Genomic DNA, 26,014 nt, shown 5'->3' with positions numbered 1-26,014 from the left:
CTCCCGTCCCGCCCGGCTGCTGGCCGCGGCCTGGATGGATGGCATCCGCCTTATCGACAATATCGAAGTTCCTCAGTTAAGCGCGTGATTCAGCTGCCAATCTGATTTAGGAGATATTAACTTGCCCGGCGGTGCCGCCGGGCAGAGGTGCCGTGGTTTCGGCGACTCATCAACTAAATTTTTAGTAGGGGCTGGTAGCGGTAGCACTTTTGCGTTTATTGTCCCCGGTCAGAGGAGACTGGAGGGCAGCCGATGACCTATATTCTGGCAATTGATCAGGGCACCACGTCGACCCGGGCAATCCTGTTTGATGCAGGAATGCAGGTCGCGGGCACCGCGCAGCAGGAGTTCACCCAGCATTACCCGCAGGCTGGCTGGGTGGAGCATGACCCGGAGGAGATCTGGGAGACCACCGTCGCGGTCTGCCGCAAGGTGATGGCAGAGCTGGATGTCTCCGCCACGGACATTGCGGGCATCGGCATCACCAACCAGCGCGAAACCACCGTGGTCTGGGACAAGACAAGCGGCAAGGCCATCCATAACGCCATCGTCTGGCAGGACCGCCGCACCGCCGCCATCTGCGAGCAGCTGCGCGAGGAGGGTCACGCAGAGATGGTGGCCGACCGTACCGGGCTCCTGCTTGATCCGTATTTCTCCGGCACCAAGGTGAAGTGGATCCTCGACACCGTGCCCGGCGCACGGGAGCGGGCCGCGGCAGGGGAGCTGCTGTTCGGCACGGTGGATACCTTCCTGATCTGGCGCCTGACCGGCGGCGCTTCCCACGCGACCGACGCCACCAATGCCGCGCGCACGCTGATGTATGACATCCGCAAGGGCCGCTGGAGCCGCACCATCAGCGACCTGCTGGATGTGCCGCAGCAGATGCTGCCGGAGGTCAAGGACAGCGCCGCGGAGTTCGGCACCACCATCCCGGAGATCCTGGGCACCCCGGTCCCGATTCTGGGCGTGGCCGGCGACCAGCAGGCGGCCACCATCGGCCAAGCCTGTTTCCAGCCGGGAATGATGAAATCCACCTACGGGACAGGCTGCTTTGCGCTGCTGAACACCGGGGATGAGCCGGTGGTCTCCAAGAACCGGATGCTGACCACCATCGCCTATCAGCTCGACGGCAAGCCCACCTATGCGCTGGAAGGCTCGATCTTCATTGCCGGTGCCGCGGTGCAATGGCTGCGCGACGGGCTGGGGATCATCGGCAAGGCAAGTGAAAGCGGCGTTCTGGCGGCCAAGGCGGATCCTGGGCAGGACGTGATCCTGGTGCCGGCCTTTACCGGCCTCGGCGCGCCCTACTGGGAGCCGGAATGCCGCGGCGGCATGTTCGGCCTCACCCGCAACTCCGGCCCGGCGGAGTTCGCCCGTGCCGCGCTGCAAAGCGTCGCCTACCAGACCCGCGACCTCTATGAGGCGATGCGCGCCGACTGGGAGGACGACAGCCACCACACCGTGACCCTGCGCGTCGATGGCGGCATGAGCGCCAGCGACTGGACCATGCAGAGCCTGTCGGACCTGCTGGGCGCCGCCGTCGACCGCCCGGTGATGCAGGAAACCACCGCGCTCGGCGCTGCCTGGCTGGCGGGGATGCGCGCCGGGATCTATCCGGACCAGATCGGCTTTGCCGACACCTGGAAGCTCGACCGCCAGTTCGTGCCGCTGATGCAGCCCGCCGCGCGCGAGGCCGCCTATGCCCGCTGGCAGCGCGCGGTGCAGGCGGTGATCGGAGTCTGACCGCGGTGAAACAGGGCAGGGCGGGGCGCTCCCGCCTGCTCCTGCCCATTCATGGAATGGGCCTCACAGTTGGGCATAGCGCCGCGCTTTGCGCGGCGTTTTTTCGCTGAGAAGCGGTTTAAGGGCAGGTCTGCCCTTCCATGCGCCGTTTCGAGCGTGTTCGCGCCCATGTGCGCCTCAAGGACAAACCGTGCCTGCGGCACGGCGGCTGCGCCGTCCTTGACCCGCACATGGGTGCGGGCGTGCCTCAGCTGATGCGGGCGCCTGCCGGGATGGTCGGGGGGCGGGCGTTCAGCTCCTCGATGGAGAAGCCTGCAATCGACTTGTACTTGGCAGCATGGGCGGCCAGTTCCGCCTGCGGGATCACCTCGCTGATGTCTGCAAAGTCTCCACCGCAAAGATCCTCGACCCGCTGCAGCACCCCGTCCGGCCCGCCGCCCGCGCGGTTGGCGAGACCCACTGCCGTTGTGACCGGGCGCACCTCTGCCTCGTAAGCCTTGAGCGCGGCGGATGTAACCCCGTGATCCAGCAACTTGGCGCCGATCACCCGTGCGTCCACAATGGCCTGGCTGGCGCCGTTTGACCCCACCGGGTAGGTCGGATGCGCGGCGTCCCCCATCAGCGTGACGTTCCCAACCGTCCAGCGCACCAGTGGATCGCGGTCCACCATCGGGTATTCATAGACCACTTCGGCGCCGCGGATCAGCTTTGGCACGTCGATCCAATCGAATTGCCAGCCTTCGAAGTCCGGCAGGAACTCATTGATGTCTGCAGGCCGGTTCCAGTCTTCCCTGCGCCAGGGGGCAGAGGGGTCAAAGCTCTTTTCCGCAATCCAGTTCATCGTGACCCGGCCCTCCGCATCCGGCGCCGAGATCGGATAGGCGACCAGCCGCAGATGGTCGTGGCCGATCATCGCCATCGCCGCGCCGCCCTTGAACTCCGGTGCACGGGTAGTGCCGCGCCACAGGATGCGGCCGTTCCAGATCGGCGCGCCCTCATCCGGCACCATCTGCGCGCGCAGGGCGGAGTGGATGCCATCAGCTGCAACAACCAGCGCCCCCTCGATCCGCCGTCCGTCCGCCAGCAGCAGTGCGGCGCCGCCGCCCATGTGTTCAAACCCTGCGGCCCGTGCACCGGTTTCCAGGCAATCCGGCCCGGCCCGCTCCGCCAGAGCCCGGTAGAGCATCATCTGCAATTCGCCCCGGTGCACCGAATACTGCGGCCAGGCATAGCCTGCGCCCAAGCCGCGGGGCTCCTCCCAGATCGTCCTGCCGAGTTTGCTGTAAAACCCCAGCTGCCGGGTCCGCACGCCGATGGCGTCCAGCTCTGCTTCCAGCCCCAGGTTGAGCAGCTCCCGCACCGCATTGGGCTGCAGGTTGATGCCGACCCCCATCGGCTTCAGCGTGCGCGCGGCCTCGAAGATGCGGAACGGCACCCCGATCTGATGCAGTGTCAGCCCAAGAGACAGCCCAGCGATGCCGCCGCCGGCGATGAGGATGGACATGATAAGTATACTCCCTATTTATGCGGGCAGATAACCACGGCGCGCGCTGCAGGGCAAGCAGGCAGGGAAGAAAAGGAGTCAGCGCCGTCCGGCGATGATCAGGTCGGGGCCAAAGATCACGTCGGCGTAGTTGTGCAGGTAGATCTTCAGCCACGGGGTGAAGCGCTCCGGGTGGCGGCTCACCTCGGCCAGCAGGTCGTGGTAGTCGACCCAGCGGGTTTCCATCACCTCGTCCGGGTTGGCGGCGATCCGCAGCGGCCGGTGGGCATGGGCCAGGAACACATCGACCGCCTCATGCTCGACCAACCCGTTGCCGACATCGGCGCGGTATTCCAGGTGGTGGCGGAACTCGGGGTAGAGGCCGGTCAGACCCAGCTCCTCGTTCATCCGGCGCACCGCGCAGGCTGAGGGCTGTTCGTCCCATTTCGGATGGGTGCAGCAGGTGTTCGCCCAGAGGCCCGGCGTGTGGTATTTCCCCATCGCCCGGCGCTGCATCAGGATTTCCACGCCTTTCACCACAAAGACGGAGACCGCCTTGTGCTTCAGCCCGCGCTCATGCGCGGCCAGCTTGTCAACCGGTGTCAATTCACCGTTCACCCAGGCGGGAATCATATGGCTCATGCTGTGTCCGTGACGGTTTTCTGTTCTGCGGCCTGCCGCATTTCGACAGCTGTAGAGACTACCGCTAACGTTTGCGGGCACGGAAAGCAATTACGCGAAAAGCCGCGGCGAAAATGCCGCGGCTTCACACCCGCCCTTGACGGTTTCAGGGCTTATTCGGTGGCCGCTTCCGCGCCTTCCTCAGCCGCGCCTTCTTCGGCTGCGGCTTCCTCTGCCGGGGCCGGGCCGTGGCTGGCCAGGAAGGCATAGATGTCCTCGCCGCCCTTCTTCAGGCGGAAGGACATTTTCGACTTGGCCTTGGCGTTGCCGGTTTCGGCCTGCAGGAACTTCTTGGGGTCGGCGGCGAAGGCAACGAATTTCTCTTCGTCCCAGACCAGCCCGGCTTCACCTGCCGCGACCAGGTCATCGCCGTAGTTGAAGCCGTCGGCGGTGCCCGCCTGGCGGCCGGCCAGGCCCCACAGGTTCGGGCCGGTCTTGCCGCCCTTGACGATCACGTCGCCCGCGTCGGAAACCACCATGTGGCAGGACTTGCACTTGTTGAACCCCTTCTCGCCAGCTGCCGGATCGCCTTCGGCAAAGGCAGGGGCTGCGAGGAGGCCGAAAATGGCGGCGGTCAAAAGAGGTTTCATATTGCTTGCTCCAGTTCTGAGTTGGCAGATGTGACTCATGGTTTAATACCCGGCAGTGTCAACCGGCAGTTTGACGCGCATCAAAGTCCCGGCGGGAAGCTGCGGATTTTCAGGACGCGGCCCAGCAGGGCAGCAGATCGCCCGGTTCCGGGCGGGCGTTGTAAACGGCACGGGCGATGGCACGGCTGAGGCAGAGCGCGGCGGCATGGCAGATCGGCCCAAGCTCGGTGTCTGGTGCGTCCAGTACCCGCGCGCCGGTGCTGGCGGCAAAGACCAGATCGCCATCGCCGGGGGAATGCGCGGGTACGATAGCGCGGCCGATGCCGTCATGCGCCGCCGTGGCCAGGCGCTGGCACTGCGCCTTGGTCAGCGCCGCATCGGTGGCAACGATGGCAATGGTTGTATTGGCGCGCTCCGGCGGCAGCGGGGCGCCGCCCGGTTTCTGGATGGCGGCGATCTTGCGGCTCTCCAATGTGCGCCCCAGTCCGGCGGCCTTGTCCGGGCCCAGCCCGCCGAATTCCCCGCCGATTTCAAACGGGGCGGCCCAGAAATACCGCTCCCCCGGCGTGGTGACGGCGCCCAGCGGATTGGCGGCCACCAGCGCGCCCACAGTGACGCCGCTGTCCAGCACCAGCGAAGCAGAGCCCAGCCCGCCCTTCAGCATCGCGGTCAGCGCGCCCGCGCCTGCGCCGGCGGTGCCAAGGGCAAAGTCCTCCGCCGCCCCTTCAAAGGCCGCCCGCCCCAGGGCGCGGTAAGGGTTCTGGTCCCAGTCCTTCTGCCCGCCGTTCAGCAGGTCAAACAGGATCGCCCCGGGCACCAGCGGCACCCGTGCGGGCCCAACCGGAAAGCCGCGGCCCTTGGCGTGCAGCGCATCCATCACCCCGGAGCAGGCCTCCAGCCCGAAAGCCGAGCCGCCTGACAGCACCAGCGCGTCGATCCTGGCCACCGATTTGTCAGGTGCCAGCAAATCCGTCTCCCGCGTGCCCGGCGCACCGCCCATCACATGCACCGAGGCGGTGAAGGGTTTGTCTGACGTCAGCACCGTGGTGCCGGACTTCAGGGATGCATCCTGAGCGTTGCCGACAATGATGCCGGGCACGTCGGTGATCAGGTTCTTGAGGCCGGGGAGCATGTCGTTTGGTCCTTCTTGAATGAAGCGCGCCGGCGCGCGCTGCCTCCGGCGGGTGTGTTTTCCGCAAAGAAGAAGGCGGACGTGTCAGATCCGCGGCTTTGGGGCTGCGGTTGCCGGATCGCCGGTGTTCGGCTCCCCCTTGGGTTCCATGAGCAGGACCTTGCATTCCTGCTCGGCGCGGGGGCGGTGGATGACGCCCTTGGGAACCACGAACAGCTCTCCAGCGCGCACGGTCTGCGGCGGCTGGCCGTTGATGTCCATCACCATCTCCCCTTCCAGCACCAGGAAGAAATCATCGGTGTCCGGGTGGTGGTGGAACGGGAACTCGCCCTGAAACTTCACCACCATCACGTCGTTGCCGTTGTAATCCGCCACCACATGCGGGTCCCAATGGCTGGAAAACATTGCCAGCTTCTCGGCAAGATTCACGGTTTTCATATGCAGCGTCCTCCGTCCACTTCCATCGCCACGCCAGTGACCATGCTGGCTTCGTCCGAGCACAGGAAGCAGGCCGCGTTGCCCATGTCCTCCGGTGTCGAGAACCGCCCGATCGGGATCGTGGACAGGAACTTGGCGCGCATTTCCGGGGTGTCCTCGCCCATGAAGGATTTAAGCAGCGGGGTTTCGCCCGCCACCGGGTTGATCGCATTGACCCGCACCCCGTGCGGCGCCAGCTCCACCGCCATCGTCTTGGTGGCGGTGATCATCCAGCCCTTCGAGGCGTTGTACCAGTTGAGGTTGGGGCGCGGCGACACGCCGGCAGTTGAGGCGACGTTCAGGATCGCGCCCCGCTGGTTGGTCTTCATATGCGGCACCAGGGCGCGGGCGGTCAGATAGACCGATTTCATGTTGACGTCCATCACCCGGTCAAAGTCGTCCTCGCTGATCTCCTCCAGCGGCGCAGGCAGATGGGTGACGCCCGCGTTGTTGACCAGAATATCCAGCTGCCCGAAGGCCGCCAGCGCCGCCTCTGCCATCGCCGTGACCGAGGCGCGGTCCGATACATCCACGGTCTGCGCAGAGGCGTTGCCACCCAGCTCTGCCGCCATCGCCTCTGCTGCAGAGCCGTTGATATCGGCAATCATCACCCTTGCGCCTTCGGCCAGGAACTTGCGCACGATGCCTGCGCCAAAGCCCGAGGCGCCGCCGGTCACGATGGCGGTTTTTCCGTCCAGCCGCATGATCTGATCCTCCCGGTTGTTTGCGCCAGCATGGGCCGCGCGTGCGCCGGGTGCAATCCGCGGTTTCAATCCGGGTCGATTTTACCGCGCGTCGCTTTCAGCTCGCCGCGCTGCTTCTTGGCCTCCAGCCGCCGCTTGACCGAGCCGCGGGTGGGTTTGGTGGCGATGCGGCGCTTGGGCGCCACCAGCGCCTTGCGCACCAGCTCCGCCAGCCGCTCGCGCACGATCTCGCGGTTCCGCTGCTGCGAGCGGGTCTCGTCGCATTGCAGGATGATCGCGCCTTCCTTGGTCCAGCGCCGACCGGCCAGCCGCTTCAGCCGGGATTTGACCGCAGGCGCCAGCGCGGGCGAGCGCGCGGCCTCGAACCGCAGCTCCACCGCGGTTGCCACCTTGTTCACATTCTGCCCGCCGGGGCCCGAGGCGCGGATGAAGCTCTCGGTCATTTCCCAGTCCTGCAGGGTGATTTGGTCGTTGATGCGGATCATGGCTTGGGTGGTTTGCGGAACGCGGGCTTTAAAATCGAAAGGGCTGTTCCACACGCGGGGAACAGCCCTTCGAGATGATAGGAGGTGCACCGGTTAGGTCAGCACCAATTCAGTGATCTATGCGTGCCAAGGGCTGCCTCGGCCGCACTCCTTCTGAACTGTTCCGGCACTGCTCTCCATAGCTTCTCTAGACAATGGGCACCTCCTTTCTGATGTTTCGTGTAAGCCCAGCCTGCCACAGATTCGGCAGATGTCAAAACAAAATCATGTGGTCTTTGCGGAGAGCTTACGCACGATGATGCGGAAGGGCACAAGCGCGAGCAATGCCAGCGACAGTTTCACCAGCCAGTCGGCGAAGGCCAGCGAGACCCAGTAGGGCACCACCGGCCCCTGTCCGATCAGGGGCAGCATGTCGCCGGCCCAGGACACATCATTGGCGGGTTCGATCCACACGAGCGAGACGGAGAAGGCGACGGTGAAGAAGATGGCAGTATCCACGGTTGAGCCGATCAGGGTGGAGGCCAGCGGCGCCCGCCACCATTTCCCTTCGCGCAGGGCGGAGAAGATGGCGACGTCCAGCATCTGCGCGGTCAGGAAGGCGAGGCCGGAGCCAAGTGCGATGCGCAGGGTCACCGCCGGGTAAGTGAAGCCATCGCCCTGCAGCATGATCTGCGTGCCGATCAGAGAGCAGATCACCCCGGTGATAAAGCCCGCCACCACAACCTTGCGCGCGGCGGCGGCGCCATAGACGCGGTTCATCACATCGGTGACCAGGAAGGCCACCGGATAGGTGAAGGCGCCCCAGGTCAGCCAGTTGCCGAACAGGAACTGCACCAGGACGTTGGAGGCCACCACCACGGCGGCCATGGCAAGAATGCCGGGAATTTGCGAGCGGGTCATGCGCGGGATCCGTTTGTTTCGGGGCTGCGAAGAAGGCTGCGCAGCGGCAAAAGACCGGCCCCTTTAAACTGCTTGGGCCTGTTCCGCAAGGTTTCCGCTTGCAGGAACAGGGGGAGACTCCCGCCCGCGCGGGGTGCCTTCTGTGAAGTCCCCCTTGCGGTTGGGCCGGGTGCCGCTGGCGCGGCGCAGGGGCTGTTTCAGCGCGGCAGGGCGTATTCCACCAGTTCGGTGCGCTGCAGCGGCAGAAAATTGTCATCCGAGATCATGGTGGCGCGCAGCTCACCGTCTTCGGCGGCCCAGACCGACAGACCCTCAAGGTTGTCGTGGGTGCCGGGACCGGTCTGCAGCAGCACCGTTTCGTTCACCGGGCCTGCGGCGGTGATGTCCCAGCGGCGCAGGCGGCTGCGGAAGCCGAGCAGGGTCAGGTCGCGCTCCAGCAGGTAGAATCTTCCGTCCGGGCCGAAATCCGCATCCACCGGCAGGAAGCCGCCGCGCGGCGGCAGGCTGAAGGGCCGGCTCCAGCGGAGGCCGTTCCAGCGCCAGACCGGGATCTGGCCGTGTTTGTCAAAGGCGCGCTCCGGCAGGGTGTAGAGGTGTCCGCGGGCATCTATGGCCAGCGCCTCCAGCGACTTGTTCCGGGGCAGCTTGCGGAAGGCCTTGGGCCGCGGCAGCACCTTGGCGCGGTCTTGCACCCGGCGGTAGCGGGCCACCCGCGCGGTGCCTTCAAACGAGACGTAGTGGCTGCCGTCCGGTCCGATGGCCAGACCTTCGCTGTCGCTGGCAAAACCGCGCAGGGCCTTGCCGGTGGAGGCGCGCAGCTCGTGCGCCGAGCGGGCGGTCACGCCGGATATCAGGCCTTGCTTGCGCGAAATATCCGTTGTCACCAGTGTTGCACGGTCAGTGAGCACCACCATCCCGGACCCGTTCCCGGTGACCCTCAGCGCCGAGAAGCCTCCAAACCAGGGCTGGTTCAGTTTCCAGGTGTAGCTGCTCAGATGCTGCGCCTTGCCCGCTGCCGCCAGCGGGCGGCTTGCGGCATAACCCGCCGCCGCCAGTCCGGCGGCGGTGGCAATACCCAGGATCAGTTTGATTGCAGAACGGCGGCGCATTGCTGGGGCAGGTCCGAAAGGGTGTAATCCCGTCTCGGTTTAGACTTCGGCGCGTTCGGGTCAACCGGTTTCGGCGGCGGCGGGTTCAGAATGTTGTTCACCCACTGCTGCGCATCGGCGCAGCCGTCGCCCTTGGGCGGGGCCGCCTGGTCAACACAGCCGCGGGCGCCGCGCGGGCAGTTCAGCCGCACATGAAAGTGGTAGTGATGCCCCCACCAGGGCCGGATTTTGCGCAGCCAGCGGCGGTCGCCCTTCTCGTCGTTGCACATCTGCACCTTGGCGCCGGGAAACACGAAGATCCGCGCCACCCGCTTGTCCTGCGCCGCCGCTTTCAGGATCTCATGGTGCGCCCGTGTCCAGCTGGCGTTCACATAGGCCCCCTTGGCCCGGCGCATCGAGATCGAGGAGATGTTCTCGCGCGCGCTGCGGCTCAGGTTCAGCCGGTCGGGCGGCCGCATCCAGATGTCGATGTCCAGCCCTATCTGGTGGCTGCGGTGGCCCGACAGCATCGGCCCGCCGCGCGGCTGGCTGATGTCTCCGATATAAAGCCCCTTCCAGCCGCGCTGTTTCGCCGCCATGCGGCTCAGGTCCTTGACGAAATCGATCGCTGCCGGATGCCCCCAGTTGCGGTTGCGGCTCAGCCGCATCGCCTGCCAGGTGGGGCCGGTCTCCGGCAGCTGCTCGGCGCCGGCCACGCAGCCCTTGGCGTAGGAGCCGAACGGTGCGGGTTTCTGCTGCGAAGCGCTGGGCTTGGCCCCGAACAGCGCCTTTGCGGGGGTCTGCGCGCTTGCCGGAACAGAAAGCCCCGCCACCGCCAGACAGATGGCTAGTAACAGTCTCAACTCTGATCTCCTTCTCCATGAACCCAGAATAACAGTACCAATCCGATCAGAAACAGGCCGATGACCGGGGTGATCCCCAGCCGGGCGCTGCCGGTGACAGTTGTTGCGACGCCGATCAGCATCGGCGCCAGAAACGCGGTGGCGCGGCCCGAAAGGCCGTAAAGGCCGAAACTCTCGGTCGCCTTGGCCGGGTCGGTGTGGCGCACCATCAGGCTGCGGCTGGCCGACTGCAGGATGCCGCCAAAACCGCCGATCAGCACGCCGCAGCCAAAGAACACGGCATCCGGCAGTTTCGACCCTTCGGGCAGGGTGATGCCAAAAATCTGCTCGCGGGACATGCTGACGATGGTCAGGCAGACCAGGCTCAGCACCAGAATAGAGAGGATGATCACCGGCTTCGGTCCGTACTTCCGGTCCGCCTTGCCGCCGGCCCAGCAGAAGATCGTGGCCGCAAGCGCCGCCACGATACCGAAGACGCCAATGAGGGTGATCTGCCAGCCCAGCACCAGCTTGGCGTAAACCCCGCCAAACCCGTAAAGCCCGTTCAGCGCGTCCCGGTACAGCATCGAGGAGCCAAGGTAGCTGGCTAGACTCACCCGGCTGCGCAGGTTCTTCACCGATTGCACCACCAGCGCCACCGCCTGGCCCACTGTGCCGCGCTGGCCGGTGGCGCGTCCCTCGCGCACCCACAGGAAATAGGGGATCATGAAGACGGCGAACCACAGCGCAGTGAAGGGCCCAACCGCGCGGGTGCCCTCGCGCGCCCCGGCATCCAGGCCCAGCAGCGGGCTGAGTCCGATCAGGGTCTTGCCGCTGGCTTGCTCGACAAACAGCAAAAGCATGATGAACAGCGAAATCACCCCGCCGAGGTAGCCAAAGGCAAAGCCGGAGCCGGAGACATCGCCGACGTCCTCCCTGCCGGCTAAGGACGGCAGCTGCGCATTGACGAAGATCAGCGCGAACTCCGCGCCGATGAAGCCGAAGCCGAAACTGATCAGCATCCACCACAGGTTGCTGCCGCCCGGGTCCATGAACCACAGCCCCCAGGCGCCCAGCATATACATCACCGAGAACATCATGATCCAGGGCCGCCGCCGGCCGGAGATATCGGCCAGCGCCCCCATGAAGGGCGCGCCGAAGCCGATGATCAGCCCGGTCACCGTCAGGCACAGCGACCATACGGTCTGGGCCTGCGCCTTGGCGTCCTCATCGCCCAATCCCTGGCCCATGAAATGCTCAGCCGCCACAGCGGCAAAAAACGGGCTGAAAACAAAGGTGACCAGAAGCGTGTGATAAGGCTGGCTGGCCCAGTCGAAAAACCACCACCCCCAGATGCGCTTGCGCATGGATACCTGCTGCATGCCCGCCCTCTTGTTATTGTTGCCTTCAGGTATGGCAGGCGGGCAGGGGCCTAGGCAAGCCTGTCCTGCATCGGCGGCCAGGGCCGGCCGCTGTCCGCTTGGCACCAGTCCCTGATCCAGCCCGGCAGCTCGGGCGAGGCTTCAGTGTCCTGCCCCAGCGCCTCCAGCACCTTTTGCGGCGGCACGATGCCGTTCCGGTCGGTTACCGCGGTGCGCAGCATCACATGGCTGGCGCAATCGCCGTTCTTCCTCCACATCGACTGCTCGACATAGATGAATTTTTCATCCCAGCCCGCAGTCCGGCTGCGCATTTCGAATTTCTCGAACCCGCGGATGCGCCGGCGGTAGCGCACCGAGGACCCCGCCACCGTCAGCCCCCAGCGCCGCTGCCGCAGGCAGCGGATCAGCCCCACCCGCTGCGCCAGCATGGTGCGCCCCAGGTCATAGAGCGTCATGGTGCGGCCGTTGTTCAGTTCCATCCACATATCCAGATCCCAGGGCCAGCAGATATGGCTGGACACATGCATGCCGGTGATCGGCAGAGGCTCCATCCGGCTGGCCAGAACGGTATCCTTGATCAATCGGACAATGGGGTACATCGCACGGCGCTCCTGTTTCGCATGTGCCCGTGATGCCACCCGTTTACAGCGCGTCAACCGCAACCTCGCGGAAGCCTTGCGCATTTCGCTGCGTCTGCTTACCTGTGAGGCTGTTCGAAAGAGGGAAATAAGAGATGGTCTCGCTGTTCCAAATCCTGATGCTGATCCTGGACATTGTCTGGTTCTTCATCATTGCCCATGTGATCATGAGCTGGCTGATCAATTTCCAGGTCCTGAACCTGCACCAGCAGCTGGTGGGGCAGATCTGGTACGGTCTGAACCGGATTCTGGAACCGCTCTATGCGCCGGTGCGCCGGTTCATGCCCAACATGGGCGGCATCGATCTGGCGCCGCTGGTGGTGCTGGTTGCGGTCTACGCGCTGCGCATCGTCCTGGTGAACAACGTCTCGGCGTTCTACTGAACCCAGCCTGAAAAGTTCCGCCCGGCGGCAGGCCGGGCAGCGCCCGTCCGTCCCCGCGGGCGGGCGCTGCCCTTTGTGGCGTTTCGGTATGTGGGAGAATAGGCGCCTCCGCCTCTTGCTGCCCCATGCCTCCTGTGGGATTGTGCCTGCAAAGCAAGAGCAGCACTGACCACGAGGCCCTCCGCCCCCATGACGGAAATGACCGCCCTGACCGGCGCGACTCCCATTCTGCGCGAGATTTTCGGCTTTGACGCCTTCCGCCCGGGGCAGGAGGAAATCGTCGACGCCGTGACCGCCGGGGAAAACGTGCTGGCGATCATGCCCACCGGCGGCGGCAAGTCGCTATGCTACCAGCTGCCCGCGCTGCTGCGCGACGGCATCACCGTGGTGATCTCCCCCCTCATCGCCTTGATGCGCGACCAGGTCCGCGCGTTGCAGGAGGCCGGCGTGAATGCAGGCGCCCTCACCTCCGGCAACACCGACGAAGAGACCGAAATGGTCTGGGAGGCGATCGAGGCCGGGCGGCTCAAGCTCCTCTACATGGCCCCCGAACGGCTTGCCTCCGGCACCGCCATGGGCATGCTGCGCCGCATCGGCGTCAGCCTGATCGCGGTGGATGAGGCCCATTGCGTCAGCCAGTGGGGTCATGACTTCCGCCCCGATTACCTGCGCATCGGCGAACTGCGCCGCGCCCTTGACGTTCCGCTGGCGGCCTTCACCGCAACCGCCGACCAGGAAACCCGCGAGGAGATCGTCCAGAAACTGTTCGACGGCGAGGCCCCCCGCAGCTTCCTGCGCGGCTTTGACCGGCCCAATATCCACCTCGCCTTTGGCGCCAAGGACAGCCCGCGCCGCCAGATCCTGGAGTTCGCCGCCGCCCGCAAGGGCCAGTCCGGCATCGTCTACTGCGGCACCCGCGCCAAAACCGAAGCGCTCTCCGCCGCGCTGCGCGAGGCGGGCCATTCCGCCTGCTTCTACCACGGCGGCATGGAGGCCGAGGACCGCCGCATCGTCGAGACCCGCTTTGCGCGCGAGGACGGTCTGATCGTGGTCGCTACCGTGGCCTTTGGCATGGGCATCGACAAACCCGATATCCGCTGGGTCGCCCATGCCGACCTGCCGAAATCGATCGAGGCCTATTACCAGGAAATCGGCCGCGCCGGCCGTGACGCCGCGCCTGCGGAAACCCTGACCCTGTTCGGCCCCGACGACATCCGCTTGCGCCGCTCCCAGATTGACGAGGGGCTGGCCCCGCCCGAACGCCGCGCCGCGGATCATGCCCGCCTGAATGCTTTGCTGGGCCTCGCCGAGGCACTGCACTGCCGCCGCCAGAAACTGCTGGGCTACTTCGGCGAAGAGGCAGAGCCTTGCGGCAATTGCGACCTCTGCGACACGCCCGCCGATGTGTTCGACGGCACCACCGTGGTGCGCAAGGCGCTGTCGGCTGTTTTGCGGACAGAAGAATGGTTCGGCTCCGGCCACCTGATCGACATCCTGCTGGGTGCCGATAACGAGCGGATCCGTGCCAAGCGCCATGACGAGCTGTCGGTCTACGGCTGCGGCAAGGAATTCGGCAAGCGCCAGTGGCAGGCGGTGTTCCGGCAGATGATGGGCCACGACCTGCTGCGCCCCGACCCGGACCGCCACGGCGCCCTGCGGTTTACCGAGGCTGCGCTGCCGATCCTGCGCGGCGAGCAGTCCATCGAGCTGCGCCGAGACACCATCAAATCCGCGGACCGCCGCCCGGCAGTGAAGGCGCTGGTTTCCGAGGAGGACGCGCCGCTGTTGTCCGCGCTGAAGGCCAAGCGCCGGGCGCTGGCGGAGGCGCAGAAAGTGCCGGCCTATGTGATCTTCCCTGACCGCACCCTCATTGAGATGGCCGAGGTGCGCCCGGAGACCCTCGACCAGATGGCCCGCATCAGCGGGGTCGGCGCCAAGAAGCTGGAACGCTACGGCGATGATTTCCTGGGCGTGATCACCGGCGCGGTGCAAGGGCTGCACCCGGCACGGCGCAAGCTGGCGGGGCGCGGGGCGGGCTCGGTCTACGACATGCTTCTGGAAGTGCAGGCGCAGCTGGCGCGCGGTGAATGCGGCACCCTGAAACCGCTCACTTGCTCGGCGTCGCTGCTGGCCAAGGTGGCGCAGCTGCGCGAGGACGACGAGGACGGCCTTGCAAGGCTGCTGGGGGAGCGCCGCGCCGAACGTTTCGCGGCGGCGTTTCTGGACGTCCTGCGCGGCGCGGGCTAGGGTCGCGCCAAGAAACGGGCAAGGCACCAAAGGGGGCAGATATGCTGGTAGTGACCTCTCCGGCCAAGAAGCTGGACTGGGCGGAACGGGAGCAGGAGATGACCTGGCCCGCGCTGCATGACGATGCGGTGGAACTGGCGGATGTGGCGCGCGAACAATCGGTGGCAGACCTGATGAAGCTGATGCACATCAGCGAGGATCTGGCCAAGCTGAACCATGCCCGCTTCCAGGACTTTGCCGCCGACCCGAAAACGGACGCCACCCGCCCGGCGGCGCTGGCCTTTGCCGGCGACACCTACCAGGGTCTGGAAGCCGCCTCGCTGGACGCCGGCGAAATGGCCTGGGCGCAGGAGCATTTCCGCATCCTGTCGGGCCTTTATGGGGTGCTGCGGCCGCTGGATGCGATGCAGCCCTACCGGCTGGAGATGGGCTCCCGCCTGAAAAACCCGCGCGGCAAGAACCTCTATGAATTCTGGGGCCGCAAGGTATCAGACGCGCTGAACGCGCAAGGAGAAGCCGCGGGCGCTGAGGTGCTGGTGAACTGCGCCAGCCAGGAATACTTTGGCGCGGTGGATCTGGCGGCGCTGAAGCTGCGGGTGGTCACGCCGGTCTTCATGGAAGACAAGAACGGTACCCCCAAGGTGGTGAGCTTCTACGCCAAACGCGCCCGCGGCGCGATGGCGCGGTATATCATCCAGCACCGGCTGACAGATGCACAAAGCCTGCTGGATTTCGACGCCGGCGGATACGCCTATCAGCCGCAGATGTCCGAGCCGGACAAGCCCGTCTTCCTGCGCAAGGCCTGAGCCGCGGCAGGGGGCGGCTCCCGCCCGCCCCGGCACATTCCAGGGAATGCACCATCCCGGTTGGGTCCGGCAGCGCGCGGAACGCGCTGCCGGACCCAAGGCCGCACGGAGGGCGTATCCGGTGCGCCTGCGGGCGCGGGAGAGCCCCGGGTTCGGCTGCATGCCGGGGAACCGCAACAGTGGAGACTTCTCAGGCGGGGAACCGGGATGCGCGTTCTGGCATGCGCGGCCACATCCTGACACCGGCGCGTTTTTTGATCGAGAAGCGGGACCGGCTTTTCTCCCGAGGTTCCGGAGCGCGCTAGCCGCAGCGGGCGCTGCGCGAAAGGGCTCGCCGCTCAGTGCGCGCCTCCGGATGCAGCCTTGGCGGACGTCTCGTCCGCCTCAACCGGCTGGATGCCCGCAGGCGCGTGGCTGCGGATCTGATCGTGGATCATCGCCTTGCGCAGCGGTTTGGTCAGGTAATGGTCCAGCCCGGCGGCCAGAATGCCCTCGGAATCTCCCGACATCGCGTGCGCGGTCAGCGCCACCACCGGCACATGGCTGCCGGTCCCTGCCTCCAGCCTGCGGATCTCCATCGTGGCTTCCTTGCCGTCCATCATCGGCATCGAGATGTCCATGAAGATCAGATCGGGGCGGAAAGTCTGGTAGGCCTCCACCGCCTCCAGCCCGTTGCCGGCAAACTGCAGCTCGATGTTCAGCTCCTTCACGATCTTGCGGAACACCAGCTGGTTGGTCTTGTTGTCCTCCGCCGCCAGCACCCGCATCTTGCGGGCCGGTGCGTCCGCGGCGGCGGCGGGAGTTGCGGGTGCCGTCGGAACCGCGGCGGCTGGCACGGGTGGCACCGCCGGCGGCGGCGCAGGCGCCGCTGCAACAGGAGCGGCGGCCGCGCCGGACGCATCCGGGCCTGCGGTTTCGCTGCCCAGCCGCGCCAGCTGGCTGAACAGGTCACCGCGCGGGGCCGGGCTTTGCAGCACACCGCTGACCAGCTGCCGCATGTCGGAGCCGATGGCGGCATGCGGGCTGGAGTTCAGCAGCAGGACCGGCACCCCTGTCCAGCCGTAGGACCTGAGGTCGCGGGCCAGCTGCAGGCCGTCCAGACCCGGCAGGTTATGGCCGCTCAGCACCAGGCTGATACCGCCCTGCATGGCCGCCAGCGCCTCCGCCGCGGTGCCGGCCGTGGTCACCTGGAGGCCCAGCATCTGCAGGTGGTTCTGCAGGATCTCGCAGTTCAGCGGCACGTCATCCACCAGCAGCACATGGCGCAGGCTGCCGGGCATTTTCGGCAGCGTCTGCTCTGACGCGCCTGCCACCGGCAGCGGCAGCCGGAAGCCGAAGCAGGAGCCCTTGCCCTCTTCGCTGTCGACCCAGATCTCGCCGCCCATCATCTCGATCAGCCGCTTGGAGATCGCCAGCCCCAGCCCGGTTCCTTCGAACTTGCGGTTGCGTTCATCCTCGACCTGGTTGAACTCGCCGAACACATGCTCCAGTTTTTCCGCCGGGATGCCGATCCCGGTGTCCTCAATTGTGACATGCACCGCGCACTGGCCGTCTTCCGGGGAGGTGATTCCGGTGACCCGCAGGGTCACATGGCCCTGCCTGGTGAATTTGACCGCATTTCCGGCCAGGTTCGTCAGCACCTGCCGGATCCGGCCGGGGTCGCCAGTGAAACGGGTCGGCAGAAACAGGTCATAGTCCACCAAGAGCGCCAGCCCCTTGTCGCGGGCGGTGGGCTGCAGCAGCATCACCACCTCATGCAGGCTGCGCTCCAGATCGAACTCCTGCGGGTGCAGCTCCAGCTTGTCGGCCTCGATCTTGGAGTAATCCAGGACGTCATTGATGATGACCAGCAGCGCCTCGCCCGAGTTCTTGATGGTCTTGGCATAAAGCCGCTGCTCGTCGTCCAGATCGGTATCGTTAAGCAGTTCAGCCATGCCGACCACGCCGTTCATCGGGGTGCGGATCTCGTGGCTCATATTGGCGAGGAAAGCGGACTTGGCGCGGTTCGCGGCCTCGGCCCGGGCGCGGGCGTCCTGCAGCTCCTGCTCGTAGCGCACGGTTGAGGTGATATCGAGCGCCAGCGTCACCACGTCGCCGCCGTGGCCGCGCTGATCAATCAGCCGCAGGTACCGCTCGTCCCAGAGCTGGACCACCACCGGTTCCGGGGAATCGGACTGCCAGCGCTCCGACATCATCGCATGCCATTCCCCGGCCTTCATGCTGCCGGTGTTGATCAGCCCCTCGTCGGTCATCAGCTCGAGGATCCGCTCGTAGGTGATGCCGGGAGTGACCTCCTCCAGCCCGTCGAAGATGTTGAGGTAAGCGGTGTTGGCGCCGATCAGGTGGCCCGCGGCGTCAAAGAAGGCGAACCCGTCCTGAAACGCCTGGATCGAATGCCACAGCCGCCGCTCGGCAGTTTCAATCTTCTCGTTGGCGGTGTGGAGGTCGGATTTCACTTTGGCGTTTTCATCGCGCACGGTGGCAACCTCGGCCTGGGTCTGGCCGATCTGCTTGGTCAGCGCCAGCGCGTGGCGGCCCAGCTTGCGGTTGGCAGCGGACAGCTCGGCCTGCTTCAGCTCAAGCAGCCGTTCAGCAGCGAGCCGCGCCCGCCGTTCCTCCGCCAGTTTGTCAGCAAGGCTCATCCCTGCGAACTCCGCCATTCATCACCACAAAAAGGCGCGCAGCAATTTCTGCGCGCAGGGCAGCCGCGCTGCTCTCCCTTTTTGTTACGCGGAGGAATCTTGCTATGACGTTAAGCCCGTGCCAGCCTGCCTTCAGTATTGGAGGGTGCCATGCCGCGTCTGTTTGCTTCTGCTTTTCTTTATTTTATTGCTTTTCTTGCGTTTCTTCCGGCTGCCAGTGCGCAGCAGGCGGTTCCTGCATTCAGTTACCGTGTCTACGCGGATACTGATTTCTTCGGCTCTGATTTGCAGCCGCTGTTTGATACTGACACTGCCTCCTGTGCCCGGGCCTGCTCGGCGCAGGCCGACTGCGCAGGCTTCGTCTTCAATCAAAGGGCAAATGCCTGCTTTCCGAAATTGGCTCTGGAGCAGTCCAACCCCTATGCCGGCGCCCTTTCCGCGGTGAAACAGCCCGCAGCGCCCGGGCTGGAAGCGGCGGCGGCATCGCGTGCCGCGCGGCTGGATTTCCTGCCGCAGCAGGACTTGCAGACCGCCGCCGTGCAGGCCCGCATCCTGGGGCTGGACTACCCGCTTTCCACCAATGACGCAGGCGAGGCCCGCGCCGCGGCCCGCTCCCTGCTGCGGAGCGGTGAGCCCCTTGCCGCCCTGCGCTGGATGGCGCAGGCTGTTGTGCTGAGTGATGAGGCTGCGGACTGGACGCAATTTTCAGCATATTTGCTGCGTGCTGCCAAGGACAGCAGCAGCCGCAGCCAGCAGCGCCGCTACCGCGCGCAGGCGTATTCCGCCGCGCTGAACGGCTACTTGCGGGCCAGTGCCCCGGACAGCCAGGCTGAGGCGCTGTCAGCGGCCGCTGATGCACAGCAGCTGCAGGGCAGGGGCCGCGCCATGCTGCCTCTGCTGCGGCTGGCGCAGGACATTGCGCCGGATGCCGCCCGCGCCGCGCAGCTGGAGGATGCCATTGCCAAATACGGCTTCCGCGTCACCTCCAGCACGGTGGAAAGCGACAGCGCCGCCCCGCGCATCTGCGCCGAGTTCTCGGAAGACCTGGAACAGGCCGGAACCGACTACGAAAACTACGTCCGCCTGCCCGAAGGCAGCCTCGCCGTCACCGCCCAGGGCCGCCAGCTGTGCCTCGACGGGGCGGAGCACGGCAAGCGCTACCGCATCACCCTGCGCCGCGGCCTGCCCGCGGTCAGCGGCGAGCAGCTCTACAAAGACGTGGAGCTGACCCATTACGTGCGCGACCGCGCCCCGCAGGTCCGCTTCCCGGGCCGCGCCTATGTGCTGCCCGCAGGCGGTGCGGCGGCGCTGCCGGTGGAAACCGTGAACCTGACGCAACTGGACCTGCGCCTGCGCCGGGTCAGCAGCCGCAACGTGCTGCGCACCCTGCAGGAGGGGTACTTTGCCAAGCCGCTGTCCCAGTGGGAGGATGAGCATTTCGCCGCGGATATCGCCGAGGAAATCTGGACCGGCAGTGCTGAAGTGAACACCGCGCTCAACCAGGCCATGACCAGCCGCCTGCCTCTGGATGAGGCTCTAAATGGGCAAAAGCCGGGGCTTTACGCGCTGACCGCCCGGGTGCCGGGTGCTGATCCCTATGACGATGTCGGCGCCACCCAGTGGTTCGTGCTGACCGGCCTCGGCCTTTCCACCATGTCCGGCAGCGACGGCCTCCATGTGCAGGTGCAAGCCCTGGCGGATGCCAAACCGCATGAGGGCGCCGAGGTCAGCCTGATCTCCGCCGCCAATGAGGTTTTGGCGACCGCAACCAGCGACTCAAGCGGTTATGTGCAGTTTGCCCCCGGCCTCAGCCGCGGTTCCGGCGGCGCAGCGCCCGCGCTGATCACCGCGCGGGCAGGTGAGGGCGACTTCACCTTCCTGCCTCTGAATGACGCGGCCTTTGACCTGTCGGACCGCGGCGTTGCCGGCCGCCCCGCGCCGGGGCCGGTGGATGTCTTCCTCGCCACCACCCGCGGCGCCTTCCGCGCCGGCGAGACCGTGCATGTGACCGCGCTGGCGCGTGACAGCCAGGCGCAGGCGATTGTCGGCCTGCCGCTCACCGCGATCCTCTTGCGCCCCGACGGGGTCGAATACACCCGCCAGACCTCCGCTTCCGGCCATCAGGGCGGCCATGTCTTTGCGCTCGCCACCGGCCCCGCCGCCCCGCGCGGCACCTGGCGGATCGAGATCAAGAGCGACCTCAAGGCCCCCGCGCTCGCCAGCCGCCAGATCCTGGTCGAGGATTTCCTGCCCGAGCGCATCGATTTTTCGCAGCAGGTCACGAATGCAGATGCCCTCCTGCCCGGCAGCGCTGCGCAGATCGCGCTGCAGGCCGATTACCTGTTCGGCGCGCCGGGCGCAGGCCTGAAGGTGGAGGGCAGCGTCCGCCTCACCGCGGCAAACACACTGGAGCAATGGCCCGGCTTCCGCTTCGGCCGCTATGACGAGGCTTCCTCAGCCCAGACTGAGTACTTCGGCGGTGAGGAAACCGGCGCCGATGGCGGTGCGGTTTTCGCGGCCAGCCTCCCTGCCGCCACCCCGGCAGAGGGCAAGCCGCTGATCGCGACCCTCACCACCCGCGTCGCCGATGGATCCGCCCGTCCGGTGGAGCGCGTGCTGGAACTGCCCGTGCGCCCCGCCGGTCCGGTCCTCGGCATCAAGCCGCAGTTTGACGAGGTGGCGGCAGAGGGCTCTGCGGCAGGCTTCGAACTCATCGCCTTGGCCCCGGACCTGACACCCATGCCGATGCGGGTCAAATGGACCCTGAACCGGGTCGAGACCCGCTACCAATGGTATCAGCTCTACGGCAACTGGAACTGGGAACCGGTGACCCGCCGCACCCGCATCGCCACCGGCGAGGCACAGCTGGGCAGTGATTCGCTGCCGCTGTCGCAGCCCGTCGGCTGGGGCCGCTATGAGCTGGTGGTGGAACGCCTCGACGGCGAATATGCGTCAGCCGCTTTTGACTTCTACGCCGGCTGGTACGCGCCCGAAGGCAGCACCGAGACTCCCGCCCGGCTGGACCTGTCGCTGGATAGCGAAAGCTATGTCCCCGGCGACACGGCCCGCCTCCGCATCGTGCCGCAAGCAGCCGGCACGGCGCTGGTCTCGGTCGTCTCAAACCATCTGATCCACCGCATCGCGGTGGAGGTCCCGGCCGGCGAAACCGTGATCCCGCTGGAGGTGACGCAGGATTGGGGCAGCGGCGCCTATGTGACCGCCACCGTGATCCAGCCTGTAGCAGGCGACAGGGGCCGCACCCCGCTGCGCGCCCTGGGTCTGGCCCACGCCGCCGTTACCCAGCCCGGCCAGCAGCTGCAGGTCGCCATTGACGTCCCCGAAGTCACCCGCCCGCGCGGCACCCAAGTTGCGAAAATCCGCGTGGATGGTGCGGCGGAGGGCGAGGAGGTCTGGCTCACCGTCGCCGCCGTGGACCTCGGCATCCTCAACCTCACCGGCTTCACCAGCCCCGACCCCAGCGCGCATTACTACGGCCAGCGCCGCCTGGGGATGGAACTGCGTGACGTCTATGGCCGCCTGATCGACCCCGGCAACGGCGCCCTGGGCCTAATTCGCTCCGGCGGTGACGCGGACAGCGGTATGAAGATGCAATCGCCACCCCCTACGCAGGACCTTGTGGCCCTTTTCTCCGGCCCGCTGAAAGTAGACGCGAGTGGCGAGGCCGAATTCCCGATGACCCTGCCCGCCTTCAACGGCACCGTGCGGCTGATGGCCGTCGCCTGGTCGGGCAAGGCCGTGGGACAGGCAGAGGCCGACATGCTGGTGCGCGACCCGGTGGTGGTCACCGCCTCGCTGCCGCGCTTCCTGGCGCCGGGCGATCAAAGCCGCGCCCGCATCGAAATCGTCCACGCCGACGGCCCCGCCGGTCAGATGGCCCTCAGCGCCCGCACCGCAGGCGGCCTGACGCTCGGCAGCCTGCCAGTCTCCGTCACTCTGGCGGAGCAGGGCAAGGCGGTGCTGGACCTCCCGGTCACGGCAGAAACCGTGGGCGACAATGAGCTGACCCTCACCCTCACCACGCCAAACGGGCAGGACCTGCGACAAACCCTGCGCATGCCGGTCCGCGTCAATGATCCGGTGACTTCGGAAACCCGCCGCTTCACCTTGGCGGGCGGCGACACCTTCCTTTTCAGCAAGGACGTCTTCGCGGGCCTCCGCCCCGGCACCGCCCGGGCCACCATCTCCTCTGGCCCGCTGGCGAAATTCGACGTGCCGGGCCTCTTGGCGGAACTGGATCAGTACCCCTACGGCTGCACCGAACAGGTGACGTCGAAGGCGCTGCCGCTCCTCTACCTCAGCAGCGTCGCGCAGGCCGCGGGTTTGGGCAGTGGCCCGGCGGTGGACGCGCGCATCAACGCCGCCATCCGCCAGGTGCTGACCCGCCAGGCCCCCTCCGGCGCCTTCGGCCTCTGGCGAGCCGACAGCGGTGAGTTCTGGCTCGATGCCTATGCAAGTGACTTCCTGAGCCGCGCTCGCGCCCAAGGCTACGCGGTGCCGCAGCAGGCCTTCGCGCAGGCCATGGACAACCTGCGCAACCGCATCAACTATGCCGCCGACTTCGACAGGGGCGGCGAGGAGATCGCCTATGCCCTCCTGGTGCTGGCCCGCGAAGGCGCCGCCCAGATGGGCGACCTGCGCTATTACGCTGATGTGAAGGGCGACGCCTTTGCCACGCCACTCTCCGCCGCCCAGCTGGGCGCAGCCCTTGCGGCTTATGGCGACCAGCGCCGCGCCGACCGGATGTTTGCCCGCGCCGCGCAGATGATCGGCAATGAGACGCGGAATGAAGCCCGCCTCTGGCGCGCCGACTTCGGCACAAGGTTGCGCGACACCGCCGGCGTTCTGGCGCTCGCGGCGGAGGCCGGATCGGAAGCGGTGGACCGCGCCAGCCTGTCGGCGCGGCTCTCGAACGCCAGCGGTATCCGCTCCACACAAGAATCCGCGTGGACCCTGATGGCCGCCCATGCCCTGGCCCGGAACCCCGAAGACTCCGGTCTTCTGGTCAATGGCCAGCCTGTGCCGGGTCCGTTTGTGCAGGCCGCCGACGGGCAGGATATCCCGGAACTGGCGCTCTCCGCTGCCAGCGGGCGCTCCGCGGAGATAACTCTCACCACGCTTGGCGTGCCAGAAGTCCCGCCCGCGGCAGGGGGCTTCGGCTACACCATCGAGCGCAGCTATTACACGCTGGAGGGCCAGCCGCTGAAGGTGCAGTCCGTCTCTGCCGGCGCGCGCTTCGTCGCGGTCCTGCGGGTGAAGCCGCATGAGAAGGCCGGCGCCCGGCTGATGATCAACGACCCGCTGCCCGCGGGGTTCGAGATCGACAATCCCAACCTCCTGCGCTCCGGCGACCTGCGCGATCTCGACTGGCTGAACCCGGCAGAGGCCGAACACGCCGAATTCCGCAGCGACCGCTTCCTGGCGGCGGTGAATGTGCGCGGTGCCTCGCCTGTGACGCTGGCCTACGTGGTCCGCGCGGTGACGCCCGGCGTGTTCCACCATCCCGCGGCCTCGGTCGAAGACATGTACCGCCCCGCCTACCGCGCCCGCACCGGCACGGGGCGTGTGGAAGTCAGGTGAGACGCCTGTTCAACAGAACTAAGGGCAGCGTCCGTCCGCGGGTGGACGCGAAGCGCCCGCCGTCGTGCTGCAAGCACGCCTCTGGCGTGACGGGGGCGGACGGGCGCTGCCAGGCCTATAGGCCAGGCAGGGGGTGGAAATGGGGTGCTGCTGTTCTAGCGCTTGGTCTTGTCGCTGCCTTCTCGGCCTACCGGGCCTTCGACGCTTGGATTGACCGCACAGATCTCCCCCTCACCCTCACCGAAACTTCCACCGAAGTCCTCGACCGCAACGGCAAGCTCCTGCGCGCCTACCCGGTCGGCGACGGCCTCTGGCGCCTCGCCGTCCGGTCCGCGGACGTCGACCCGCGCTTCCTCGACATGCTCCTGCGCTATGAGGACAAGCGCTTCCGCTCCCACGCCGGAGTCGACCCGATCGCCCTCCTGCGCGCCGCAGGTCAGGCGCTGCGGAACGGCAGAACGGTGTCCGGCGGCTCCACCCTCACCATGCAGGTCGCGCGCCTGCTGGAGGACGGCACCACCGGGCGCTGGGCGGGAAAGCTGCGCCAGATGCGGGTGGCGCTGGCACTGGAACGCCGCCTCAGCAAGGACGAGATCCTCACCCTCTACCTGACCCACGCCCCCTATGGCGGCGCGGCAGAGGGCATTCGCGCCGCAACCTACAGCTGGTTCGGCAAGGAGCCGACACGCCTGACACCGGCTGAGGCCGCGCTTCTGGTCGCCCTGCCGCAATCGCCCGAACGCCGCCGCCCGGACCGCTTCCCTAAGGCCGCCAGTGACGCCCGCGACCGGGTGCTGGAGCGCATGGAACGCCAAGGCATCCTCAGCGCAGAACAGACTGAAGCCGCCCGCCGCACCCCGCTGCCGCACCAGATGGCTGCCTTCCCGCGACACGCGCCGCATCTGGCCGACCGGGTGACAGATCAGCACCCCGGCAAACGCCAGCTGCGCCTGACCCTCGACGGCGCGATGCAATCGCGGATGCAGCAGCTGCTGGCAGAGGCCGTCCGCAGCAGCCCCCGCCTCTCCGCCGCCCTTATCGCTGCCGACCATCAGACCAGTGAGGTGCTGGCTCTGGTCGGCTCCCCCGGCTACTCTGACGCTACCCGACGCGGCTTCGTCGACATGACCCAAGCCATCCGCTCCCCCGGCTCCACCCTGAAACCGCTGATCTACGGCCTCGCCTTCGACCAGGGATTGGCGCACCCGGAGACCCTGATCCACGACGGTCCGGTCAATTTCGCAGGCTACGCGCCGCAGAATTTTGACGGCGAATTCCGCGGTGACATAACGGTGCGCGAGGCTCTGCAACTGTCCCTCAACATTCCCGTGGTGAAACTGACGCAGGAGCTTGGCCCGGCCCGCGTGATGGCGTCCTTGCGCGCCAGCGGCGCCAATCCGGAACTGCCCGGCGGCGCCCCGGGGCTGGCGCTGTCGCTCGGCGGCCTTGGCATTAGCCTGCAGGACATGGTGCAGCTCTATGCCGGGCTGGCGGCAGGCGGGCACGGGCCGCGCCTGCGCGTGATGCAGGGCGAGGCGCCGCAGCCCGCAGGCCGCCTCACCTCACCCGAGGCCGCCTGGCAGGTCGCAGACATCCTGCGCGGCCTTCCGGCGCCCGCGGGCGCGCGCGCCGGAACCCTCGCCTACAAGACCGGCACCTCTTACGGACACCGCGATGCCTGGGCGATCGGTTGGGACGGGCGCCATGTGATCGGCGTCTGGATGGGCCGCGCCGACGGCACACCGGTGCCGGGCATCTTCGGCGGCGACCTCGCCGCGCCGGTGCTGTTTGAGGCCTTCGGCCGCCTGAAACCCGCGCTCGACCCGCTGCCGCCGCCACCGCCCGCGACGCTGATCGTCAGCTCCGCCGAGCTGCCCCAGCCGCTGCAGCGCTTCCGTCCGCGCGATGCGGCCTTCTCGGCCCCCGCAGACGCGCCGGAGCTGATCTTCCCGCCCGAAGGCGCCCGGCTGGCACTGGACGGCGCGGGCCTCACACTGAAACTCCGCGGCGGCACCGCGCCTTTCCTGGTGCTGGCAAACGGCCAGCCGGTGCTCTCGGGCCAGCGCCGCCGCGAGTTTTCCTTGCCTAGCCCCGGCCCGGGCTTTTCCTCACTGGTGATTGTTGATGGCGCCGGCCGCTCGGACCGGGTTAATCTGCGGATCGATTGACCCCTGATTTATCCCAAGGCCCTTT

19 protein-coding genes are annotated in these 26,014 nt (G+C 66.8%); 6 read left to right on the top strand and 13 right to left on the bottom strand.

Annotated elements, in window-relative coordinates; all coding sequences use genetic code 11:
- The first annotated feature begins 252 nt into the window (after nucleotides 1-252).
- Nucleotides 253-1,743, top strand: a complete 1,491-nt coding sequence (gene glpK / locus GKC28_RS17915) for a glycerol kinase GlpK (protein WP_174148383.1) — start codon at nucleotides 253-255, stop codon at nucleotides 1,741-1,743.
- A gap of 247 nt (nucleotides 1,744-1,990) precedes the next feature.
- Here glpK and GKC28_RS17910 read toward each other — a convergent pair whose 3' ends face one another.
- From GKC28_RS17910 to GKC28_RS17855, 12 genes are all read right to left on the bottom strand, one after another.
- Complete coding sequence (locus GKC28_RS17910; RefSeq protein ID WP_174148382.1) at nucleotides 1,991-3,247, bottom strand: flavin-dependent oxidoreductase; 1,257 nt, start codon at nucleotides 3,245-3,247, stop codon at nucleotides 1,991-1,993.
- A gap of 78 nt (nucleotides 3,248-3,325) precedes the next feature.
- The gene (gene idi / locus GKC28_RS17905) at nucleotides 3,326-3,868 is read right to left on the bottom strand and encodes an isopentenyl-diphosphate Delta-isomerase (protein ID WP_174148381.1); all 543 of its coding nucleotides are present in this window, start codon (nucleotides 3,866-3,868) and stop codon (nucleotides 3,326-3,328) included.
- A 152-nt stretch (nucleotides 3,869-4,020) separates the two neighbouring features.
- Entirely contained in the window at nucleotides 4,021-4,497 is a 477-nt protein-coding gene (locus GKC28_RS17900) for a cytochrome c family protein (RefSeq protein WP_174148380.1), read from the bottom strand.
- Nucleotides 4,498-4,606: 109 nt separating this feature from the next.
- On the bottom strand, nucleotides 4,607-5,629 hold the full coding sequence (locus GKC28_RS17895) for a P1 family peptidase (RefSeq protein ID WP_174148379.1): 1,023 nt from the start codon (nucleotides 5,627-5,629) through the stop codon (nucleotides 4,607-4,609).
- Nucleotides 5,630-5,713: 84 nt separating this feature from the next.
- Nucleotides 5,714-6,067 (bottom strand): cupin domain-containing protein, encoded by a 354-nt coding sequence (locus tag GKC28_RS17890; RefSeq protein ID WP_174148378.1) that lies wholly within the window; start codon nucleotides 6,065-6,067, stop codon nucleotides 5,714-5,716.
- Nucleotides 6,064-6,810, bottom strand: coding sequence for an SDR family oxidoreductase (locus GKC28_RS17885; protein WP_174148377.1), 747 nt, complete (start codon nucleotides 6,808-6,810; stop codon nucleotides 6,064-6,066). The genes GKC28_RS17890 and GKC28_RS17885 overlap by 4 nt, the downstream gene beginning before the upstream one ends.
- A 65-nt stretch (nucleotides 6,811-6,875) precedes the next feature.
- Nucleotides 6,876-7,295 (bottom strand): alternative ribosome rescue aminoacyl-tRNA hydrolase ArfB, encoded by a 420-nt coding sequence (arfB, locus tag GKC28_RS17880; RefSeq protein ID WP_174148376.1) that lies wholly within the window; start codon nucleotides 7,293-7,295, stop codon nucleotides 6,876-6,878.
- Between the two features lie 264 nt (nucleotides 7,296-7,559).
- Nucleotides 7,560-8,195, bottom strand: a complete 636-nt coding sequence (locus tag GKC28_RS17875; protein ID WP_174148374.1) for a queuosine precursor transporter — start codon at nucleotides 8,193-8,195, stop codon at nucleotides 7,560-7,562.
- A 197-nt stretch (nucleotides 8,196-8,392) separates the two neighbouring features.
- Entirely contained in the window at nucleotides 8,393-9,304 is a 912-nt protein-coding gene (locus GKC28_RS17870) for an esterase-like activity of phytase family protein (RefSeq protein ID WP_174148373.1), read from the bottom strand.
- Complete coding sequence (mepA, locus tag GKC28_RS17865) at nucleotides 9,277-10,128, bottom strand: penicillin-insensitive murein endopeptidase (RefSeq protein ID WP_368041143.1); 852 nt, start codon at nucleotides 10,126-10,128, stop codon at nucleotides 9,277-9,279. Before mepA ends, GKC28_RS17870 begins: the two co-directional genes overlap by 28 nt.
- A gap of 14 nt (nucleotides 10,129-10,142) precedes the next feature.
- Nucleotides 10,143-11,540 (bottom strand): MFS transporter, encoded by a 1,398-nt coding sequence (locus tag GKC28_RS17860; RefSeq protein ID WP_368041142.1) that lies wholly within the window; start codon nucleotides 11,538-11,540, stop codon nucleotides 10,143-10,145.
- A 17-nt stretch (nucleotides 11,541-11,557) separates the two neighbouring features.
- The gene (locus GKC28_RS17855; protein ID WP_174148367.1) at nucleotides 11,558-12,106 is read right to left on the bottom strand and encodes an acyl-CoA thioesterase; all 549 of its coding nucleotides are present in this window, start codon (nucleotides 12,104-12,106) and stop codon (nucleotides 11,558-11,560) included.
- Nucleotides 12,107-12,240: 134 nt separating this feature from the next.
- Between GKC28_RS17855 and GKC28_RS17850 the strand changes: the two genes are divergently transcribed.
- From GKC28_RS17850 to yaaA, 3 genes are all read left to right on the top strand, one after another.
- The gene (locus tag GKC28_RS17850; RefSeq protein WP_174148365.1) at nucleotides 12,241-12,528 is read left to right on the top strand and encodes a YggT family protein; all 288 of its coding nucleotides are present in this window, start codon (nucleotides 12,241-12,243) and stop codon (nucleotides 12,526-12,528) included.
- A 189-nt stretch (nucleotides 12,529-12,717) separates the two neighbouring features.
- Entirely contained in the window at nucleotides 12,718-14,775 is a 2,058-nt protein-coding gene (recQ, locus tag GKC28_RS17845; RefSeq protein WP_174148363.1) for a DNA helicase RecQ, read from the top strand.
- Nucleotides 14,776-14,816: 41 nt separating this feature from the next.
- Complete coding sequence (gene yaaA, locus GKC28_RS17840; protein ID WP_174148362.1) at nucleotides 14,817-15,581, top strand: peroxide stress protein YaaA; 765 nt, start codon at nucleotides 14,817-14,819, stop codon at nucleotides 15,579-15,581.
- Between the two features lie 338 nt (nucleotides 15,582-15,919).
- On the opposite strand, the gene GKC28_RS17835 is transcribed toward yaaA, so the two are convergent.
- Nucleotides 15,920-18,223 (bottom strand): response regulator, encoded by a 2,304-nt coding sequence (locus GKC28_RS17835; protein WP_174148360.1) that lies wholly within the window; start codon nucleotides 18,221-18,223, stop codon nucleotides 15,920-15,922.
- Nucleotides 18,224-18,373: 150 nt separating this feature from the next.
- Between GKC28_RS17835 and GKC28_RS17830 the strand changes: the two genes are divergently transcribed.
- Together GKC28_RS17830 and pbpC are read left to right on the top strand one after the other, a co-directional pair.
- Nucleotides 18,374-23,821 carry an alpha-2-macroglobulin family protein gene (locus GKC28_RS17830; RefSeq protein WP_174148358.1) on the top strand — a complete coding sequence of 1,816 codons (5,448 nt, stop codon included), beginning with the start codon at nucleotides 18,374-18,376 and terminating at the stop codon, nucleotides 23,819-23,821.
- Nucleotides 23,822-24,030: 209 nt separating this feature from the next.
- On the top strand, nucleotides 24,031-25,989 hold the full coding sequence (gene pbpC / locus GKC28_RS17825; RefSeq protein WP_174148386.1) for a penicillin-binding protein 1C: 1,959 nt from the start codon (nucleotides 24,031-24,033) through the stop codon (nucleotides 25,987-25,989).
- Nucleotides 25,990-26,014: the final 25 nt, after the last annotated feature.

This window comes from Leisingera sp. ANG59 (assembly GCF_013317235.1).
Lineage (GTDB): Bacteria > Pseudomonadota > Alphaproteobacteria > Rhodobacterales > Rhodobacteraceae > Leisingera.
The sequence above is the reverse complement of the archived record's forward strand: the minus strand, read 5'-3'. Positions and strand labels throughout refer to the sequence as shown.